Annotated in this window: 12 protein-coding genes, 2 tRNA genes and 2 rRNA genes; 11 read left to right on the forward strand and 5 right to left on the reverse strand. The window is 50.7% G+C overall.

Going from position 1 to position 20108, the window contains the following annotated elements; all coding sequences use genetic code 11:
- The first annotated feature begins 41 nt into the window (after positions 1-41).
- Together guaA and AC6IB1_RS05320 are read left to right on the forward strand one after the other, a co-directional pair.
- The gene (gene guaA, locus AC6IB1_RS05315; RefSeq protein WP_497568116.1) at positions 42-1619 is read left to right on the forward strand and encodes a glutamine-hydrolyzing GMP synthase; all 1578 of its coding nucleotides are present in this window, start codon (positions 42-44) and stop codon (positions 1617-1619) included.
- Positions 1620-1982: 363 nt separating this feature from the next.
- The gene (locus AC6IB1_RS05320; RefSeq protein ID WP_497568117.1) at positions 1983-3542 is read left to right on the forward strand and encodes an AbgT family transporter; all 1560 of its coding nucleotides are present in this window, start codon (positions 1983-1985) and stop codon (positions 3540-3542) included.
- Between the two features lie 92 nt (positions 3543-3634).
- Here AC6IB1_RS05320 and fghA read toward each other — a convergent pair whose 3' ends face one another.
- The gene (gene fghA, locus AC6IB1_RS05325; RefSeq protein WP_497568118.1) at positions 3635-4477 is read right to left on the reverse strand and encodes an S-formylglutathione hydrolase; all 843 of its coding nucleotides are present in this window, start codon (positions 4475-4477) and stop codon (positions 3635-3637) included.
- A gap of 66 nt (positions 4478-4543) precedes the next feature.
- A complete protein-coding gene (locus AC6IB1_RS05330; protein WP_005506844.1) occupies positions 4544-5674 on the reverse strand; it encodes an S-(hydroxymethyl)glutathione dehydrogenase/class III alcohol dehydrogenase in 1131 nt (376 codons plus the stop codon).
- Positions 5675-5845: 171 nt separating this feature from the next.
- Between AC6IB1_RS05330 and AC6IB1_RS05335 the strand changes: the two genes are divergently transcribed.
- Together AC6IB1_RS05335 and tadA are read left to right on the forward strand one after the other, a co-directional pair.
- Positions 5846-6733, forward strand: coding sequence for a LysR family transcriptional regulator (locus AC6IB1_RS05335; RefSeq protein WP_497568119.1), 888 nt, complete (start codon positions 5846-5848; stop codon positions 6731-6733).
- 42 nt (positions 6734-6775) lie between these two features.
- Positions 6776-7300, forward strand: a complete 525-nt coding sequence (tadA, locus tag AC6IB1_RS05340) for a tRNA adenosine(34) deaminase TadA (RefSeq protein WP_497568120.1) — start codon at positions 6776-6778, stop codon at positions 7298-7300.
- On the opposite strand, the gene AC6IB1_RS05345 is transcribed toward tadA, so the two are convergent.
- The 3 genes from AC6IB1_RS05345 to AC6IB1_RS05355 form a co-directional block, all read right to left on the reverse strand.
- Positions 7297-7458: a hypothetical protein gene (locus AC6IB1_RS05345; protein WP_005506833.1), complete on the reverse strand. Its 162-nt coding sequence runs from the start codon at positions 7456-7458 to the stop codon at positions 7297-7299. The two genes, tadA and AC6IB1_RS05345, sit on opposite strands and share 4 nt — an antisense overlap.
- A gap of 99 nt (positions 7459-7557) precedes the next feature.
- Entirely contained in the window at positions 7558-9105 is a 1548-nt protein-coding gene (mltF, locus tag AC6IB1_RS05350; protein ID WP_497568121.1) for a membrane-bound lytic murein transglycosylase MltF, read from the reverse strand.
- Between the two features lie 62 nt (positions 9106-9167).
- On the reverse strand, positions 9168-9335 hold the full coding sequence (locus AC6IB1_RS05355; protein ID WP_497568122.1) for a hypothetical protein: 168 nt from the start codon (positions 9333-9335) through the stop codon (positions 9168-9170).
- A 136-nt stretch (positions 9336-9471) separates the two neighbouring features.
- Between AC6IB1_RS05355 and purL the strand changes: the two genes are divergently transcribed.
- The 7 genes from purL (at position 9472) to AC6IB1_RS05390 (ending at position 20092) form a co-directional block, all read left to right on the forward strand.
- On the forward strand, positions 9472-13380 hold the full coding sequence (purL, locus tag AC6IB1_RS05360; protein WP_497568123.1) for a phosphoribosylformylglycinamidine synthase: 3909 nt from the start codon (positions 9472-9474) through the stop codon (positions 13378-13380).
- A gap of 127 nt (positions 13381-13507) precedes the next feature.
- Positions 13508-13945 carry a GNAT family N-acetyltransferase gene (locus tag AC6IB1_RS05365; RefSeq protein WP_497568124.1) on the forward strand — a complete coding sequence of 146 codons (438 nt, stop codon included), beginning with the start codon at positions 13508-13510 and terminating at the stop codon, positions 13943-13945.
- A gap of 92 nt (positions 13946-14037) precedes the next feature.
- Entirely contained in the window at positions 14038-14376 is a 339-nt protein-coding gene (gene glnB, locus AC6IB1_RS05370; RefSeq protein WP_005506829.1) for a nitrogen regulatory protein P-II, read from the forward strand.
- Positions 14377-14969: 593 nt separating this feature from the next.
- Positions 14970-16521, forward strand: a 16S ribosomal RNA gene (locus AC6IB1_RS05375).
- A gap of 68 nt (positions 16522-16589) precedes the next feature.
- A tRNA-Ile gene (locus AC6IB1_RS05380) sits at positions 16590-16666 on the forward strand.
- Positions 16667-16770: 104 nt separating this feature from the next.
- Positions 16771-16846: transfer RNA gene (locus tag AC6IB1_RS05385), tRNA-Ala, on the forward strand.
- 254 nt (positions 16847-17100) lie between these two features.
- A 23S ribosomal RNA gene (locus tag AC6IB1_RS05390) occupies positions 17101-20092 on the forward strand.
- Together the 16S and 23S rRNA genes with 2 tRNA genes alongside form the textbook arrangement of a ribosomal RNA operon.
- Positions 20093-20108 lie beyond the last annotated feature (16 nt).

Below are 20108 nucleotides of genomic sequence, written 5' to 3' on the forward strand. Positions count from 1 at the left end.
CAAGCCCCCTTGTATCGAAGACTTTTTGAGACAAGCTGAAAATGACCCAAAATATTCATGACCAACGTATTCTGATCCTCGACTTTGGCTCTCAATACACCCAGTTGATCGCGCGCCGTATCCGTGAAATCGGTGTTTACTGTGAGCTGTGGGGCTGGGATGTTGATGAGCAGGATATCCGTGACTTCAACCCAAACGGCATCATCCTTTCCGGCGGTCCAGAAAGCGTAACAGAAGCAGGTTCACCACGTGCGCCTGAATATGTGTTTAACGCAGGAGTACCGGTACTGGGGGTGTGCTATGGCATGCAAACCATGTCTGAGCAGCTTGGCGGTAAAGTCGCGGGCTCAACAGAGCGCGAGTTTGGTTACGCGAAAGTGACGCTGGATAACGCGGGCAGCTTGTTTGAAGGTATTGAAGATGCCATTAACGAAGACGGCAAAGGCGTGCTGGATGTATGGATGAGCCACGGTGACAAAGTGGTGGAAATCCCGGCTGACTTTGTCAAAGTAGCATCGACGGAGACTTGCCCGTTTGCTGCTATGGCGAATGAAGAGAAGCGTTTCTATGGCGTTCAGTTCCATCCGGAAGTAACGCATACCCGTCAGGGGCACCGTATGCTGGAGCGCTTCGTACTAGACATTTGTGGTTGTGAACGCCTGTGGACACCGGCTTCTATCATTGAAGATGCGATTGCACGAATCAAAGAACAGGTGGGTGATGATGAAGTGATCCTCGGCCTGTCTGGCGGCGTGGATTCTTCTGTGGTGGCGATGCTTATTCACCGTGCTATCGGTGACAAGCTAACCTGTGTGTTCGTAGACAACGGCCTGCTGCGCCTTAACGAAGCACAGCAAGTGATGGAAATGTTCGGCGACCACTTTGGCCTGAACATTATTCATGTTGATGCGGAAGAGCGCTTCCTGTCAGCGCTTGAAGGCATCTCAGATCCTGAAGAGAAGCGTAAGAAGATTGGTCATGTGTTTGTCGATGTCTTTGATGAAGAATCGAAGAAGCTGAAAAATGCGAAGTGGCTGGCGCAAGGCACTATCTATCCAGACGTAATTGAATCTGCCGCATCCAAGACCGGTAAAGCGCACGTTATCAAGTCTCACCACAACGTAGGTGGTTTGCCGGATGACATGGAAATGGGTCTGGTTGAACCGCTTAAAGAGCTGTTCAAGGACGAAGTACGTAAGATTGGTCTGGAACTGGGTCTGCCATACAACATGCTGTATCGCCACCCATTCCCAGGGCCTGGTCTTGGCGTACGTGTACTGGGCGAAATCAAGAAAGAATACTGTGACCTGCTGCGCCGTGCAGATGCTATTTTTATTGAAGAGCTGCACAAAGCAGACCTTTATAACAAGGTTTCCCAGGCATTTACCGTCTTCCTGCCAGTGCGCTCTGTCGGCGTGATGGGCGATGGCCGCAAGTATGATTGGGTTGTGTCACTGCGCGCTGTAGAAACCATCGACTTTATGACCGCGCATTGGGCACACCTGCCGTATGACTTCCTGGGCCGTGTATCCAACCGCATCATCAATGAAGTTGACGGTATCAGCCGCGTGGTTTACGACATCTCCGGTAAGCCGCCTGCAACGATTGAGTGGGAATAAGCTCCCTTACTTCCTGTCAATATAAAGATAAAGGCACGCATCGCGTGTCTTTTCTTTTCTCTGAGTCCCTCTCAGTACCACGACACTTTTCCCTTGCCTGGTGTTTAATACTCACTGCTTACGCCAAAAGTAACGCTGATGTTTTCTGTGTTATTTATTCTGGCCATCCTTGTTTGTTTTGTGTTTTTATTGGTGTGTAAATTGAACTAATGTGCTGAAAAAATGATTTTAATTGAGATTAGTCACTGTCAATTTGGTTTCATATGTGTATTTTGTATTGCTTACCAATTATGACGTCGTTTCAAGCTTATCAGCGAATTCGATCATTCTATGCAAACACACTGTAAAAACTCGGAGCTTTAAATGAGTAACCATGCCATGAGCAATCGTCCTGACGCGCCAAGTGGCGGTATGGAAAAGTTCCTGAACTGGATTGAAAAAGCAGGCAATAAGATCCCTGAACCCGCTCTCCTGTTCTTCTATGGACTTCTAATTATATGGGGCCTGTCCGCCATTCTTTCTCAGGTCGATTTTGGCCTGACCCATCCTGTTACTGGCCAGGCTGTTGAAATTAAGAACCTGTTGACGGGCGAAGCGCTGGCGAGTTTCTTGGCCAATATGGTGACGACGTTCACCAGTTTTGCCCCCATGGGGATTGTTTTGGTGGCGATGTTGGGTGTAGGTGTCGCTGATGCCTCAGGCTTTATCACTACTGGCCTGAAAAAAATGCTCAATGTGACACCGAAGAAATTGCTGACACCGGCGCTGATTCTGGTTGCGATTGTGTCACACACAGCAGCAGATGCCGGCTACGTGCTAGTGATCCCACTTGGCGGGATTATTTTCCACGCTGCTGGTCGTCATCCGTTGGTAGGGATTGCAGCGGCATTTGCCGGTGTGTCCGGTGGTTTTTCTGCTAACTTCATTCCTGCGGGTATTGATCCATTGTTAGCAGGCTTTACCCAGTCAGCTGCCCAGGTGCTTGATAAAGACTATGTGGTGAACCCGTTGGCAAACCTGTACTTTACCGGCTTATCATCATTTTTGATTGTGGCGATCGGCTGGTATGTGACAGAGAAAATTATCGAACCACGTCTGAGCAAATTACCTATCGACGACGATGCAGAAAAGGCACCGGATTTGGGCAGCTTCTCGGCGATTGAAAGTAAAGCGTTCAATCGTGCAGGTCTTGTGATGCTTGCGGGCATTGCGCTGCTGGTGGTGGCTTTGATCCCTGAATCTTCCGCACTGCGTTCCTCAGAAGGCGAGCTGACCGCATTCTCTGCGCCATTGATGAAATCTATCGTGCCACTGATCTTTATCCTGTTTGTGATCCCAGGGGTGGTGTATGGCCGAGTGGCGGGTACGTTTAAGACTCAGGGCGATATCATCAAAGCTATGGGTGATACCATGGCAACCATGGGTGCGTATCTGGTAATGTCTTTCTTCTGTGCGCAATTCCTTGCCGCATTCAGCCAATCAAATATCGGCACATTGTTGGCACTGGAAGGGGCGGCGTTCCTGAAAGCGTTAAATATGCCAGCGCAACTGACCATCGTTGGTATGATCCTGCTGACGGCATCTGTTAACCTTTTAATTGGCTCTGCGTCAGCGAAATGGGCATTGATTGGTCCAATCCTGGTTCCAATGCTGATGGCGCTGGGTATTTCCCCAGAGTTGTCGCAAGCGGCATATCGTGTGGGTGACTCAGTTTCCAACATTATCTCGCCACTGATGGTGTTTTTCCCGCTGGTAGTGGTGTACTGCCAACGCTATGTGAAGAGCACGGGTATTGGCACCCTGGCATCGATGATGATGCCGTATTCGATTGCGATGCTGATCGGCTGGTCACTGTTCCTTATGGCATACTGGGCGCTGGGTATTCCTCTGGGCATTCAGGCACCTTATACCTATCAGCTCTAAGTGTTTTCCTGCGCCAATATTCCATTGGCGGTAAAGGCAGACCCGAACAACAAAACCCGGCCAATGCTGGGTTTTGTTATTATATGGTGCCGTTAGCCCATGTGTTTGGCGTGGAAACGCAGATGGTCTTCAATAAAGCTGGCGATAAAGTAGTAGCTGTGGTCGTAACCTTCCTGCATGCGCAGTTCTAACGGATAACCGGCGTCTTCTGCCGCTTGCAAAAGATTTCCGGGTTTGAGCTGTTCATGCAGAAATTGATCTGCATCCCCTTGGTCAATCAGTATAGGCAAATGCTTACCTGCTTGTTTGATCAAAGCGCAACTGTCGTACTGGAACCAGGTTTCGCGGTTTTCCCCCAGATAATGGGTAAAGGCTTTTTCACCCCATGGAACAGCCGCTGGGTTAACGATGGGGCTAAACGCCGACACTGAACGGTAATCGTCACTGTTTTTCAGGGCAATGGTCAATGCGCCATGACCGCCCATGCTATGACCGGCGATCGCTTTTACGCTGTTGACCGGAAAGTGTGCTTCGATAACAGTAGGCAGTTCTTTTACTACGTAGTCGTACATCTGGTAAAAACGGTTCCAGGGGGCTTCAGTCGCGTTCAGGTAGAAACCTGCACCAATACCGAAGTCGTAGGCACCGTCCGGATCGTCAGGAATATTTTCACCGCGGGGGCTGGTATCCGGTGCCACAATGGCTACGCCCAATTCTGCAGCCACGCGGTGCGCTCCTGCTTTTTGCATAAAGTTTTCGTCGCTGCAGGTCAATCCTGATAACCAGTAAAGCACAGGTACCCGGTTGGATTCTGATGCTTGTGGTGGCAGGAAAATCGCAAAGCGCATCTTGCAGTGAACCGTGCGCGAGGTGTGGGTATATTGTTTATGCCAACCGCCGAAACTGTGGTTACTGCTGATATTTTCAAGGCTCATGTTTGGACTCCAAAGCAGGCGGTGTTGTGCCGCCTGCGTGGGGTTTTATTGAGTGAGAAAAGCGGCTTACTTATCATAGTGGATGACAGAGCGGATGCTCTTGCCTTCATGCATCAGATCGAATGCCTCATTGATGGCATCCAGACCCATGGTATGGGTAATAAAATCATCCAGTTTGAATTCGCCAGCCATGTAACGTTCGACGATTTCCGGCAATTCTGAACGCCCTTTCACACCACCAAAGGCACTTCCGCGCCAGACTCGGCCGGTGACCAACTGGAATGGACGGGTTGAGATTTCTTGTCCCGCGCCGGCCACGCCAATGATCACCGATTCCCCCCAGCCTTTGTGACAGCATTCCAGTGCTGAGCGCATCACATTGACATTTCCGATACATTCAAAGGAAAAATCGACACCGCCATCGGTCATTTCCACAATCACGTCCTGAATGGGTTTATCGTATTTGCTCGGGTTAATGCAATCTGTCGCTCCCAGCTTTTTCGCCAGTGCAAACTTACTTTCATTAATATCGATACCAAGGATACGGCTGGCCCCTGCCATGGCGGCACCAATGATGGCAGAAAGGCCGATCCCCCCCAGGCCGAATACCGCGACGGTATCGCCTTTTTGCACTTTCGCGGTATTTAATACGGCACCCATACCGGTGGTGACACCACAGCCCAGCAGGCACACTTCTTCCAGAGGCGCTTCCTTGTTCACTTTTGCCAGTGAAATTTCAGGCAATACCGTATACTCAGAAAACGTTGAGGTGCCCATGTAATGATAGATAGGCTGACCGTCTTTGAAAAAACGGGTAGTGCCGTCTGGCATCAGGCCTTTGCCCTGGGTTTCGCGGATTTTCTGGCAAAGGTTGGTTTTGCCTGACAGACAGAATTTACATTCGCCGCACTCTGGGGTGTAAAGCGGGATGACATGATCGCCCACTTCAACGCTGGTGACGCCTTCGCCGACCATTTCCACAATGCCACCGCCTTCGTGTCCCAAGATGGCCGGAAAAATTCCTTCAGGATCGTCACCGGAGAGGGTGAAAGCATCGGTGTGGCAAACACCGGTCGCAATAATACGCACCAGGACTTCGCCTGCTTTGGGTAGCATGACATCCACTTCCTCGATACTGAGGGGTTTGCCCGCTTCCCATGCAACCGCTGCACGAGACTTAATAAATTGTTCTGCCATGAATACATCCTCTTTTTGATCTGGTCAGTCCCTTATCGTCTAACCCTAGGTGATATATGCAGGGGTAGCGAGTTCAGTTTTGTGACACGTTAAGTGTGACACTTAGTCTATTTGTTTCTGTTTGTGTGATAATCCACTTTAGTGGCAATAGACTTTTACTGGTAGGGAACAATGTCAGAGTGGCAAGGGGTTTCAGAGTTTTTGGCGGTGGTGGAGACGGCAAGTTTTACCAAAGCCGCAAAGCGCCTCGGTGCGTCGACGGCACATATCAGCCGACAGATCTCCCTGTTGGAGGAGCGTTTAAATACCCGACTTTTATTCCGAACCACACGAAAGGTGTCAACCACAGAAGAAGGGGATATTTACTACCGGCATTGCCGGCTGTTGGCCGATGGTTTAAAAGAAGCCGAGATCGCGGTGACCCAGTTACATGAAACACCCAACGGTCATATCAAGCTGACTGCTCCGGTGACGTATGGGGAAAAGGTCGTCATGCCGCTGATCCTTGACTTCATGGATGCGTATCCTGAGATCCAGATTGATGTTGATCTGACCAATGCCACCTTGGATCTTGTTGATGCCTCCTGTGATGTTGCTTTACGTCTGGGACGTTTAACCGATTCTTCCATGGTGTGCAAACGTCTCTCAACCCGCCGTCTGATTGTCTGTGGTTCTCCGGCGTATCTCTCTAAACATGGCACGCCACATACCCTGTCAGAATTGGCTCAGCACAATTGTCTTCGTGGCCAGCATGATTACTGGCGATTCCGTGAAGAGGGGAAAGAGCGCTCGGTGCGGGTCAGGGGATTACTTCGTTGTAACAGTGGTATTGCTTTGCTGGATGCGGCGATTCGTGGCAAAGGGCTTATCCAGTTGCCTGACTATTACCTGAACGATGCACTGGCTTCAGGAAAAGTGGTCAAGGTACTCAATGCCTATGAAGACATGGAAGAAGGGATTTGGGCCTTGTTTCCTCACCGCCGCTTACAGCCACTCCGGGTGAAATTGCTGGTGGATTTTCTGGCAGCGAAATTGGCGTATCATCCTAACAAACAGTGAGTGTTATACTCCACTGCAGAGTAAACTTGAGATTGAAATACAGTGACACAGAGTGAATTAGATCAGCAGTTTATGCGCCGTGCGATAGCGCTGGCAGCCAAGGCCGAAGCAGAAGGAGAAGTGCCGGTCGGTGCCGTGGTGGTCCATAACGGTGTGGTAGTAGGTGAAGGCTGGAATCGCCTGATTGGCCAGCATGATGCCACTGCACACGCTGAAATGATGGCACTGCGTCAGGCGGGAAAAACGCTGCAAAACTACCGCCTGTTAGATGCAGTACTGTATGTCACGCTGGAACCATGCCCAATGTGCGCGTCAGCCATGGTGCACAGCCGGATTGGTAAGGTGGTTTTCGGCGCGCCGGATTATAAAACGGGGGCAGCAGGGAGTGTGATGAACCTGCTGAGTTATGACGGTGTGAATCACCATGTGCAGTTTCAGGGGGGGCTGCTTGAAGAGGAATGCCGTGAGCAACTGCAGGCCTTTTTCCGCCGTCGCCGTCAGGAGAAAAAAGCAGAGAAAGAAGCGCGCAAAGTGGTGCAGGATCCTTCCCGAAACACCAGCAATTAATAACGTTCATCCATCATGGCAAATTCGCGGATTGCGAATGTACGCTGTCGCCACAGCACTTTTTTCAGGGCGACGTTACGCTTACGCTTACGGCGGTTTAATGCTGCACTGGAGTTACGGGCAAAACTGGCTTGGGCTTTTCGTTTTTTCGCAAACATCCGTACTTCCTTTGAATAAACAAGCGCAGTCATTGTTCTGCGCTCGGAGGTTACATTTATAAACACAGAGTGTGAATAGATGATGACAATGCTACAAGCTTAGCCAGATTTGTCGTCTTCTTCCTGCGACTTGGCATCATTGGCTTTTTTACCGCCAATGGATTGCTCTTCAACCCTCTCGGTCTCATTGTTAACAGTGTCATCCGGCTCATCAACCTTGATGGTTTGTAACCCATCAAGGTTATCCGCCATGTCGCTGGCGATAGCTTGCGCTTCGTCCTGTTCATAGCCGACGATACTCTGGTAGTAACGACGGATATTTTCCACATAGCTCAGTGCTTCATAGCCGCGGGCATATCCGTAGCGTGTTTGCTTGTAGTACTGACGCTTAGCCAATAAAGGTAAGCGCTCTTTCACGTCCGCCCAAGAATCAGGGTTGCCACCCTGGGCTTTGGTTAGCCGGCGCGCATCCATCATATGACCAAATCCGACGTTGTAAGAGGCCAATGCAAACCAGATTTTTTCGTGCTCATTCACACTGTCCGGCACGCGGTGGAGCATTTTGCGAAGGTATTCAGCGCCACCGCGGATACTCTGCTCCGGATCGAGTCGGTTTTTAACACCGACAGATTTTGCTGTTGGTAAGGTCAACATCATCATGCCGCGTACACCGGTTGGTGAAACGGCGCGTGGGTTCCAGTGTGATTCCTGATAGGAAAGCGCAGCTAGCAAACGCCAGTCAAATTCATCGGCATATTTTTTAAACAGTGGTTCCCACTTGGGAAGCTTTTTATCAATAGCCCGTAAGAAGGCACGGGTATCAACAAAGTCAAAACTGTCGACATGGCCAAAATATTTTTCTTCCAGTGCTGCCAGTTCACCGTTTTTGGCCTTTTTGCCAAAAAATTCGATCATCAAGGCATACACACTGTCGTCCTGTGATTTTTTCATAAACCAGGCTATCGGTTCTTCCTCTGTGAGGCTTAAGGCAACGGCGATCGAAGGGTGTGTGCGCTGTACCAGGGCGATATCCACTGAGTCAGCAATGGTGAAGTCGAGCTTGCCGTCGGCCACTTGTTTCAACAGTTCATCATCATCGGCATCTGTGACGCTCTCCCACTCAAGTTCGGGGGATTCACGTTGAATGGTCTGAAGGGTGAGAGCATGGCTGGAGCCTTCCACTACCGCGACACGGGCTCCACCTTTGTTTATCTCGGTCACTTTACGCGGGCGCCAATGGCCATTTTTGTACACCAGCTGTTGGGTGACGTAATAATACGCTGGCCCAGGGCGAAAATGCTCGAGCCGATCTTTGGTGATGGTTAAGCCGGCGGCGATGATATCAACATCGTCGCGCTCTAAGGCAGGAAAAAGGCCTGAGAGCGTATAGGCTGGCTGCATCTCAAGTTTGACGCCCAAGCTATGAGCAAACTGGGAGGCGAGTTCGTAGTCCAGACCGGTTGGGCCATCTGGGCCGATGTAGTAGGAAAGCTTGTTATTCAGCGTACCTACGCGTAAAACACCACGGTCACGAATTTTTTCCAGTGCTGTTCTGTCATCATATTTCCATTCGCATCCCGCGAGAAGAAGCGCCAGAAAAAGGCCTGTAAGCAGTTGATAGATTTGTTTTACAGCGTTCTCGTTCAAAAAATTATGCCTACATCTAGAGTTTGGGGACTGTTATATCAAAGCTGGCTTAAAGCTGAAAGTTAAGCGGTAATTACAACTTGGCGAATGTAGCGAATAGTGGCAGGGAAGTATACCCAACTGTTGTTATCTAAATGATAGGTCATTAACATTTGTGGTGAATAATTGCGCAAAAATAGCAAGGCAAAAAAAGTTACGCAAACGGTTGCGTCAAGTGTTACATCGCTCACTTTTTTCCCCTATAATACGGGCCCGAAGCCATTATAAGTGATATTGGCATGACTGCTATAAATACTCCCTGTGTGATAAATCATGGGGTTAGGTCAATATCACTTTAATCCATCGCTAACCGAGAGACGTACGCACATGGAAATTTTGCGTGGTTCCCCCGCTCTGTCTGAATTTCGAATCCAAAAACTGCTGGAAAGCTGCAAAAGTAATAATTTGCCAGTAGCCAGCCTCTATGCTGAGTATATTCATTTTGCTGATCTCAGTACTCCTTTGAGTGAAGACGAAAAACAAAAGCTGGATCGCCTGCTTACTTACGGCCCGACCATCGCCGAGCATACACCGACCGGAACCCTTTTCCTCGTCACGCCTCGCCCTGGCACCATTTCTCCTTGGTCCTCCAAAGCCACTGACATCGCTCACAACTGTGGCCTGAGTCAAGTCAAACGCCTTGAGCGTGGCACGGCTTATTATGTTGAACTGTCAGCAGACTTATCGGCAGAGCAGCAAAAAGAGCTGGCAGGGCTGCTTCATGATCGGATGATGGAAGTGGTGTTTGCTGATATGAATGATGCGGCAACGCTGTTCAAGGAAGCGACACCTGCACCGATGACTGCGGTTGATATTTTATCTGGTGGCCGTGAGGCGCTGGAGAAAGCCAACCTTGAACTGGGTCTGGCATTAGCGGAAGACGAAATTGACTATCTGGTGGAAAACTTCACCAAACTTGGGCGTAATCCTAACGATATCGAGCTGATGATGTTTGCGCAGGCCAACTCTGAGCACTGCCGCCACAAGATTTTCAACGCAGACTGGACGATTGATGGTGTCGATCAGGAAAAAAGCCTGTTCAAGATGATCAAAAACACCTTTGAACACAATAGCGACTATGTCCTGTCCGCCTACAAAGACAACGCAGCCGTGATGGTGGGATCCAAGGTTGGTCGCTTTTTCCCCGATCCTGACTCCCGTCAGTACAATTACCACCAGGAAGATGCACACATCCTGATGAAAGTGGAAACCCACAACCACCCAACGGCGATTTCCCCATGGCCGGGAGCGTCAACCGGCTCGGGAGGAGAAATCCGCGATGAGGGGGCGACCGGTATTGGCGGCAAGCCAAAAGCGGGGCTGGTAGGCTTTACTGTCTCTAATTTAAGAATTCCGGGTTATGAGCAGCCTTGGGAGACGGATTTTGGTAAGCCGGATCGTATCGTTAATGCCCTGGATATCATGCTAGAAGGCCCGTTGGGTGGCGCAGCATTTAATAACGAATTCGGTCGTCCAAACCTGTTGGGGTATTTCCGTACCTACGAAGAAAAAGTTACGTCGCATAATGGCGAAGAGGTGCGCGGTTACCACAAGCCGATCATGATTGCGGGCGGCATGGGGAATATCCGTGACCAGCACGTTCAGAAAAAGAACATCCCCGTTGGTGCGAAACTGATCGTGCTGGGTGGGCCGGCGATGAATATCGGTCTGGGGGGCGGTGCAGCGTCTTCCATGGCATCAGGCCAATCATCAGAAGATCTGGACTTTGCTTCTGTACAGCGTGAAAACCCAGAGATGGAGCGTCGTTGTCAGGAAGTGATTGACCGGTGCTGGCAGCTTGGTGAGCAAAATCCGATTGCCTTTATCCATGATGTTGGTGCTGGTGGTATTTCCAATGCTCTGCCGGAATTGGTGAATGATGGTGAACGGGGCGGAAAATTCCAGCTGCGTAATGTGCCCAATGATGAGCCGGGCATGAGCCCGTTGGAAATCTGGTGTAATGAATCACAGGAACGCTACGTGCTGGCGGTTGCACCGGAGAACATGGACGTGTTTGATGCGATTTGCCAGCGTGAACGTGCGCCGTATGCCGTTGTTGGTGAAGCGACTGAAGAACGTCACTTGACACTGGAAGACCGCCACTTCGACAACACGCCGATCGACATGCCGATGGATATTCTGCTTGGCAAGCCACCGAAAATGCACCGTGATGTCACTTCGCTGAAAGTGGAAGGTCAGGCAATCGCCCGTGACGGTATCAACCTCGAAGAGGCAACCCAACGCATTCTGCGTTTACCGGCAGTGGCAGAGAAAACCTTTCTCATTACTATCGGTGACCGTACCGTCACCGGTCTGGTTGCGCGTGATCAAATGGTGGGGCCTTGGCAGGTGCCCGTCGCAAACTGTGCGGTAACAGCTGCGAGTTATGATACTTACCACGGCGAAGCCATGTCCATGGGTGAACGCACGCCGGTTGCCCTGCTGGACTTTGCCGCGTCTGCGCGTCTGGCGGTGGCGGAAGCACTCACTAACATCGCCTGTGCTGACATTGGCGATCTGAAGCGTATCAAGCTCTCTGCAAACTGGATGGCAGCAGCAGGTCACCCGGGTGAAGATGCGGGTTTGTATGAAGCAGTGAAAGCCGTGGGCGAAGAACTTTGCCCGGCGTTGGATTTGACCATTCCTGTGGGTAAAGACTCAATGTCGATGAAAACCCGCTGGGAAGAAAATGGCGAGCAGAAAGAAAATACCTCGCCACTGTCGCTTATTATTACCGCTTTCGGTCGTGTGGAAGACATCCGCAAGACAGTCACGCCACAGCTTCGCACCGACAAAGGCGACAGCGCATTGGTATTAGTAGACCTTGGCCAGGGACAAAACCGTCTTGGCGCAACGGCACTGGCGCAAGTTTACAAACAACTGGGTGACAAACCTGCTGACGTTGATAATCCAGAATTGTTGAAAGGCTTTTTCAATGCGATGCAAGCTCTGGTGCGGGAAGAGAAACTGTTGGCTTACCATGATCGCAGTGATGGTGGTCTCTATGTCACACTGGCAGAGATGGCGTTTGCCGGCCACGTGGGTGTGGAAGTAGACATTAATACCTTGGCGGAGGACGGAGAATGTACCGATGTACTCGCAGCCCTGTTCAATGAAGAACTGGGTGCTGTGGTGCAGGTTCGCACTGATGATCTGGATGCAGTGCTGTCAACGCTCTCTGCACACGGTCTGGAAGCGTGCAGCCATGTTATCGGTACCCTGAATGACGATGATACTGTCCGCATCTGGAACGGTGGTGCACTGGTTCTGGAGCAAAACCGTACTGCGCTTCGCACTATTTGGGCGGAAACGACGTATCAGATGCAGGCTATGCGTGATAACCCAGATTGCGCACGGCAAGAGTTTGCCGCCAAGAAAGATGTGGCTGACCCGGGTCTTTCTGCAAGCCTGACGTTTGATGTACACGAAGATATCGCGGCACCATTTATTGCCACCGGTGCACGTCCGCAAATGGCGATTTTGCGAGAGCAGGGTGTGAATTCCCACGTGGAAATGGCGGCTGCGTTTGATCGTGCAGGCTTTGATGCCAAAGACGTCCATATGAGTGATGTGTTGTCAGGTAGAGTTCAATTGAACGAATTTAACGGCCTGGTAGCGTGTGGTGGTTTCTCGTACGGTGATGTGTTGGGCGCAGGTGAAGGTTGGGCAAAATCTATCTTGTTCAACGAGCAGGCTCGTGACCAGTTCGAGCGTTTCTTCCACCGTGGTGATTCTTTTGCACTGGGTGTGTGTAACGGCTGTCAGATGCTGTCCAACCTGCACGAGCTTATTCCAGGCGCGGATCTGTGGCCGCGCTTTGTCCGCAATGAATCAGAGCGCTTTGAAGCGCGTTTCAGTCTGGTACAGGTTCAGGACAGCCCATCACTATTCTTGAGTGGAATGGCAGGATCTCACATGCCAATTGCTGTCTCGCATGGGGAAGGCCGTGTGGAAGTGCGTGATGAAGGACACCTGAGCGCCATTGAGGCCTCCGGCACGGTTGCGCTGCGTTATCTGGACAACTTCGGCAACGTGACCCAGTCTTATCCGGCAAACCCTAACGGTTCGCCAAATGGTATTACTGGCCTTACGACCCGTGATGGCCGCGTGACTATCATGATGCCGCATCCTGAGCGTGTATTCCGCACCGTGGCAAACTCTTGGCACCCGGACAACTGGGGAGAGGACAGCCCTTGGATGCGCATGTTCCGCAATGCCCGCGTGAAGCTTGGTTGACAGGCATGGTTTAAAATCTAAACGTGTGACACAAGCCGCTACCTTTTGGTGGCGGTTTTTTTATCTGATTGCATCCAGTATTGGCGAGAGGGTAAAGTGTTTCGGCAATTTTATGGAGAGAAATGCAATGGACAGTGCGATCAGTTTTACGCTTATTCCATCCGGACAAGTCCCGGAATCCCTAAAGCGCCGTTTTCCTTCTCTGGCGCAAGTGAATGCACCTGAAGTCACTCAGGAGATCCCGATGTTAGTGGCTGAAAAAGACGGTGAACCCGTTGCTGTGGCAGTACTTCAACATCAAAAACGTCACAATGGACTCATGGTCGAGGAAGCGACGCTGACTCTGCTGGAAGTGGATCAGGCAAGTCGCCTGCAGGGCATTGGTAAAACCCTGCTCAATGCGTTGGAAGCATATGCATCGACAGTGACATTTGTACTGAAAGTGGACTGTGGTGCAGTGATTGGACGCAGACCGATGCAGGCGTTGTTGGCCAACTCTGGCTATCAGCCTCCTTTTGCCTGTAACGATGCCAACAGCATGGCATGGAAGAAGCCTCTCGTTTAAATTATGCGTGAAAAACGCGCCAACCGGGTACGGTAAGGTTACAATTAACGTATTGAGACGATTGCTTAATCCAGACTTTAAGGGAATGCGATATGAAAAAAATCGAAGCGATTATCAAGCCGTTCAAGCTTGACGACGTGCGTGAAGCGCTGGCTGAAGTCGGTATTACGGGTATGACAGTGTCTGAAGTCAAAGGCTTTGGTCGCCAAAAAGGTCACACTGAGTTGTACCGTGGTGCGGAATATATGGTGGATTTCCTACCCAAAGTGAAGTTGGAAATTGTGGTGGCGGATGACGTAGCAGAGCAATGCGTAGAGACCATTGTACAAACAGCACAAACCGGCAAAATTGGCGATGGCAAGATCTTTGTGACTGATGTGGAGCGTGTAGTGCGCATCCGTACTGGTGAAGAAGACGAAGAGGCGATTTAGCCTTTTCCTTTGTAAATCCAACAGGCTCTTAAGCGAGATAACACCAACAAACTAGCACATCGACCCATTAAGTTATCCTACTAATAATGAACAATACCCTCAGTACTTTAAAGACCGAGGGTATTTTTTATATTTGCTCATGGGGTCATTGAAGTTGATGATTTTACTGCCCCGAATGACGTAACAAATCCAGTATGAGAGGTGCTATAGACATCACTGGATATGTTTCTTTGTTGTATTTTTGCTCATTGTGGTGAGGTTTTACTCTCTTGTGGCTGAAAAGTGATTTTTCTTAAGAAAGGTATTGCCAACAAAAAATTTCTCCCTATAATGCGCCCCTCGTCAGCACTGCGAAGTTTCCTGCTGGCCGGAGGAAAGCAAAAGTGCTTGACTAAAAAAAAGAGTTGCGTTTAAATCCAACTCCGCTCAGCGAAGCTGAGAAGGCTCTTTAACAATTTGACCTATGCAATCTGTGTGGGCACTCGTCATTGATAGACAAAAGATTTATCGATGAAGCTGAGTGACCAAAACGAAAACTCTTCGGGGTTATCGGCACAGTCAATTTATACAGTATTTCATCGAGCCAAAAACTTTAATTGAAGAGTTTGATCATGGCTCAGATTGAACGCTGGCGGCAGGCCTAACACATGCAAGTCGAGCGGCAGCGACAATAAAGATTCTTCGGATGATTTATTGGGCGGCGAGCGGCGGACGGGTGAGTAAAGGCTGGGAACCTGCCCTGACGAGGGGGATAACCACTGGAAACGGTGGCTAATACCGCATAATGTCTTCGGACCAAAGAGGGGGACCTTCGGGCCTCTCGCGTCAGGATGGGCCCAGTTGGGATTAGCTGGTTGGTGAGGTAAAGGCTCACCAAGGCGACGATCCCTAGCTGGTTTGAGAGGATGATCAGCCACACTGGAACTGAGACACGGTCCAGACTCCTACGGGAGGCAGCAGTGGGGAATATTGCACAATGGGCGCAAGCCTGATGCAGCCATGCCGCGTGTGTGAAGAAGGCCTTCGGGTTGTAAAGCACTTTCAGCCGTGAGGAAGGTTACGTAGTTAATAGCTGCGTAATTTGACGTTAGCGGCAGAAGAAGCACCGGCTAACTCCGTGCCAGCAGCCGCGGTAATACGGAGGGTGCGAGCGTTAATCGGAATTACTGGGCGTAAAGCGCATGCAGGCGGTCTGTTAAGCAAGGTGTGAAAGCCCCGGGCTTAACCTGGGAGTGGCATTTTGAACTGGCAGGCTAGAGTCTTGTAGAGGGGGGTAGAATTTCAGGTGTAGCGGTGAAATGCGTAGAGATCTGAAGGAATACCGGTGGCGAAGGCGGCCCCCTGGACAAAGACTGACGCTCAGATGCGAAAGCGTGGGGAGCAAACAGGATTAGATACCCTGGTAGTCCACGCCGTAAACGATGTCTACTTGGAGGCTGTTGTCTAGAACAGTGGCTTTCGGAGCTAACGCGTTAAGTAGACCGCCTGGGGAGTACGGTCGCAAGATTAAAACTCAAATGAATTGACGGGGGCCCGCACAAGCGGTGGAGCATGTGGTTTAATTCGATGCAACGCGAAGAACCTTACCTACTCTTGACATCCAGAGAACTTTCCAGAGATGGATTGGTGCCTTCGGGAGCTCTGAGACAGGTGCTGCATGGCTGTCGTCAGCTCGTGTTGTGAAATGTTGGGTTAAGTCCCGCAACGAGCGCAACCCTTATCCTTGTTTGCCAGCACTTCGGGTGGGAACTCCAGGGAGACTACCGGTGATAAACCGGAGGAAGGTGGGGACGACGTCAAGTCATCATGGCCCTTACGAGTAGGGCTACACACGTGCTACAATGGTGCATACAGAGGGCAGCGAGACCGCGAGGTGGAGCGAATCCCAGAAAGTGCATCGTAGTCCGGATTGGAGTCTGCAACTCGACTCCATGAAGTCGGAATCGCTAGTAATCGTGGATCAGAATGCCACGGTGAATACGTTCCCGGGCCTTGTACACACCGCCCGTCACACCATGGGAGTGGGCTGCACCAGAAGTAGATAGCTTAACCTTCGGGAGGGCGTTTACCACGGTGTGGTTCATGACTGGGGTGAAGTCGTAACAAGGTAGCCCTAGGGGAACCTGGGGCTGGATCACCTCCTTAACGAAGCTATGAATGCGAGTGTCCACACAGATTGCTACGGTCAAAAAGAGAAAGAACATTACTTAGATGGGTCTGTAGCTCAGGTGGTTAGAGCGCACCCCTGATAAGGGTGAGGTCGGTGGTTCAAGTCCACTCAGACCCACCAACAACTTCCAACACTGCGTTGTGAAACTCGTCGTTTAGTGAACTAAACGTCCTCCTTTCACGCCTTGTTTTGAAAGCTGTTGGTCACAAACTAAGTATCGATGTGGGGCTATAGCTCAGCTGGGAGAGCGCTTGATTTGCATTCAAGAGGTCTGCGGTTCGATCCCGCATAGCTCCACCACTCTTTAAGTGTTCTTGCGAGAATATTTAAAAAGTGGTTTTAACATCACTTTGCTCTTTAAAAATCTGGAAAGCTGACTAAACAACTTTGTTTCGAAAGAGATAAAGCTTGTTTGTAAAAGTTCTCAAATGTTAACTCTTAAGAGTTAACACCAAACACATTCAAGTGTTCTTGGAATTTGAGTCCGGCGAAATCGTCATCGAACGATGACAAACCTTGGTTGTTTAAAGCTACGAAACCTCTTGGGGTTGTAGGGTTAAGTGACTAAGCGTACACGGTGGATGCCTAGGCAGTCAGAGGCGAAGAAGGACGTGCTAACCTGCGATAAGCCGAGAGAAGACGGTAAGAGTCACGATACTCTCGGATTTCCGAATGGGGAAACCCACTGGCATAAGCCAGTATCATTAACTGAATCCATAGGTTAATGAGGCGAACTCGGGGAACTGAAACATCTAAGTACCCGAAGGAAAAGAAATCAATTGAGATTCCGGCAGTAGCGGCGAGCGACCCCGGACCAGCCCTTAAGCTGATTGTGCGTTAGTGGAAGCCTCTGGAAAGTGGCGCGATACAGGGTGATAGCCCCGTACACGACAACGCACAGTGAGTGAAAACGAGTAAGACGGGACACGTGTTATCTTGTCTGAAGATGGGGGGACCATCCTCCAAGGCTAAATACTCCTGACTGACCGATAGTGAACCAGTACCGTGAGGGAAAGGCGAAAAGAACCCCTGTGAGGGGAGTGAAATAGAACCTGAAACCGTGTACGTACAAGCAGTGGGAGCCCCATCACTAAGTTACTGAGACTTAGTGGTCCAGGTACCTTACTTGAAAGGCGGTTAACAACGCGACGCGTTGGTCAACCTCCCCAATCAAGCAGAGGTGGCTTAGTGATGGGGTGACTGCGTACCTTTTGTATAATGGGTCAGCGACTTACGTTATGTAGCAAGGTTAACCGTATAGGGGAGCCGTAGGGAAACCGAGTCTTAACTGGGCGTTCAGTTGCATGACGTAGACCCGAAACCGGGTGATCTAGCCATGGGCAGGTTGAAGATTGAGTAACATCAATTGGAGGACCGAACCGACTAATGTTGAAAAATTAGCGGATGACTTGTGGCTAGGGGTGAAAGGCCAATCAAACCCGGAGATAGCTGGTTCTCCCCGAAAGCTATTTAGGTAGCGCCTCGGACGAATACTACTGGGGGTAGAGCACTGTTAAGGCTAGGGGGTCATCCCGACTTACCAACCCTTTGCAAACTCCGAATACCAGTAAGTAGTATCCGGGAGACACACGGCGGGTGCTAACGTCCGTCGTGGAGAGGGAAACAACCCAGACCGCCAGCTAAGGTCCCCAAGTTATCGCTAAGTGGGAAACGATGTGGGAAGGCTCAGACAGCCAGGATGTTGGCTTAGAAGCAGCCATCATTTAAAGAAAGCGTAATAGCTCACTGGTCGAGTCGGCCTGCGCGGAAGATGTAACGGGGCTAAGCGATACACCGAAGCTGCGGCAGTGTGTTTAGGCACATTGGGTAGGGGAGCGTTCTGTAAGCGGTTGAAGGTGTGCTGTAAGGCATGCTGGACGTATCAGAAGTGCGAATGCTGACATGAGTAACGATAAAGGGGGTGAAAAACCTCCTCGCCGGAAGACCAAGGGTTCCTGTCCAACGTTAATCGGGGCAGGGTAAGTCGGCCCCTAAGGCGAGGCCGAAAGGCGTAGTCGATGGGAAACGGGTTAATATTCCCGTACTGCTGATAACTGCGATGGGGGGACGGAGAAGGCTAGGTGGGCCAGGCGACGGTTGTCCTGGTTCAAGTGCGTAGGTGGGCGAGTTAGGCAAATCCGGCTTGCTATACACTGAGACACGATGTCGAGCTACTACGGTAGTGAAGTCATTGATGCCCTGCTTCCGGGAAAAGCCTCTAAGCTTCAGGTTATCAGTAACCGTACCCCAAACCGACACAGGTGGTCGGGTAGAGAATACCAAGGCGCTTGAGAGAACTCGGGTGAAGGAACTAGGCAAAATGGTACCGTAACTTCGGGAGAAGGTACGCTGCCCGCGGTGAAGTCCCTGGCGGATGGAGCTATGGGCAGTCGCAGATACCAGGTGGCTGCAACTGTTTATTAAAAACATAGCACTGTGCAAACTCGAAAGAGGACGTATACGGTGTGACGCCTGCCCGGTGCTGGAAGGTTAATTGATGGGGTTATCCTTAGGGAGAAGCTCTTGATCGAAGCCCCAGTAAACGGCGGCCGTAACTATAACGGTCCTAAGGTAGCGAAATTCCTTGTCGGGTAAGTTCCGACCTGCACGAATGGCGTAATGATGGCCACGCTGTCTCCACCCGAGACTCAGTGAAATTGAAATCGCAGTGAAGATGCTGTGTACCCGCGGCTAGACGGAAAGACCCCGTGAACCTTTACTACAGCTTGGCACTGAACATTGAGCCTACATGTGTAGGATAGGTGGGAGGCTAAGAAGCGGTGACGCCAGTTGCCGTGGAGCCATCCTTGAAATACCACCCTTGTATGTTTGATGTTCTAACTTGGCCCCATAATCTGGGGTGAGGACAGTGTCTGGTGGGTAGTTTGACTGGGGCGGTCTCCTCCCAAAGCGTAACGGAGGAGCACGAAGGTGGGCTAATCACGGTCGGACATCGTGAGGTTAGTGCAATGGCAAAAGCCCGCTTGACTGCGAGAATGACGGTTCGAGCAGGTGCGAAAGCAGGTCATAGTGATCCGGTGGTTCTGAATGGAAGGGCCATCGCTCAACGGATAAAAGGTACTCCGGGGATAACAGGCTGATACCGCCCAAGAGTTCATATCGACGGCGGTGTTTGGCACCTCGATGTCGGCTCATCACATCCTGGGGCTGAAGTCGGTCCCAAGGGTATGGCTGTTCGCCATTTAAAGTGGTACGCGAGCTGGGTTTAGAACGTCGTGAGACAGTTCGGTCCCTATCTGCCGTGGGCGTTGGAGAATTGAGAGGGGCTGCTCCTAGTACGAGAGGACCGGAGTGGACGAACCTCTGGTGTTCGGGTTGTCACGCCAGTGGCATTGCCCGGTAGCTAAGTTCGGAATTGATAACCGCTGAAAGCATCTAAGCGGGAAGCGAGCCTCGAGATGAGTTCTCCCTGATACTTAAAGTATCCTGAAGGGTTGTTGGAGACGACGACGTAGATAGGCAGGGTGTGTAAGCGCTGTGAGGCGTTGAGCTAACCTGTACTAATTGCCCGAGAGGCTTAACCCTACAACACCCAAGGGGT

It is taken from the genome of Grimontia sp. THUN1695 (genome assembly GCF_059704325.2).

What these genes read in the sequence shown, in the direction of transcription:
- guaA (WP_497568116.1), top strand. Translation starts at nt 42, where the DNA reads ATGACCCAAAATATTCATGACCAACGTATTCTGATCCTCGACTTTGGC.
- AC6IB1_RS05320 (WP_497568117.1), top strand. Translation starts at nt 1,983, where the DNA reads ATGAGTAACCATGCCATGAGCAATCGTCCTGACGCGCCAAGTGGCGGT.
- fghA (WP_497568118.1), bottom strand. Translation starts at nt 4,477, where the DNA reads ATGAGCCTTGAAAATATCAGCAGTAACCACAGTTTCGGCGGTTGGCAT.
- AC6IB1_RS05330 (WP_005506844.1), bottom strand. Translation starts at nt 5,674, where the DNA reads ATGGCAGAACAATTTATTAAGTCTCGTGCAGCGGTTGCATGGGAAGCG.
- AC6IB1_RS05335 (WP_497568119.1), top strand. Translation starts at nt 5,846, where the DNA reads ATGTCAGAGTGGCAAGGGGTTTCAGAGTTTTTGGCGGTGGTGGAGACG.
- AC6IB1_RS05345 (WP_005506833.1), bottom strand. Translation starts at nt 7,458, where the DNA reads ATGTTTGCGAAAAAACGAAAAGCCCAAGCCAGTTTTGCCCGTAACTCC.
- purL (WP_497568123.1), top strand. Translation starts at nt 9,472, where the DNA reads ATGGAAATTTTGCGTGGTTCCCCCGCTCTGTCTGAATTTCGAATCCAA.
- AC6IB1_RS05365 (WP_497568124.1), top strand. Translation starts at nt 13,508, where the DNA reads ATGGACAGTGCGATCAGTTTTACGCTTATTCCATCCGGACAAGTCCCG.
- glnB (WP_005506829.1), top strand. Translation starts at nt 14,038, where the DNA reads ATGAAAAAAATCGAAGCGATTATCAAGCCGTTCAAGCTTGACGACGTG.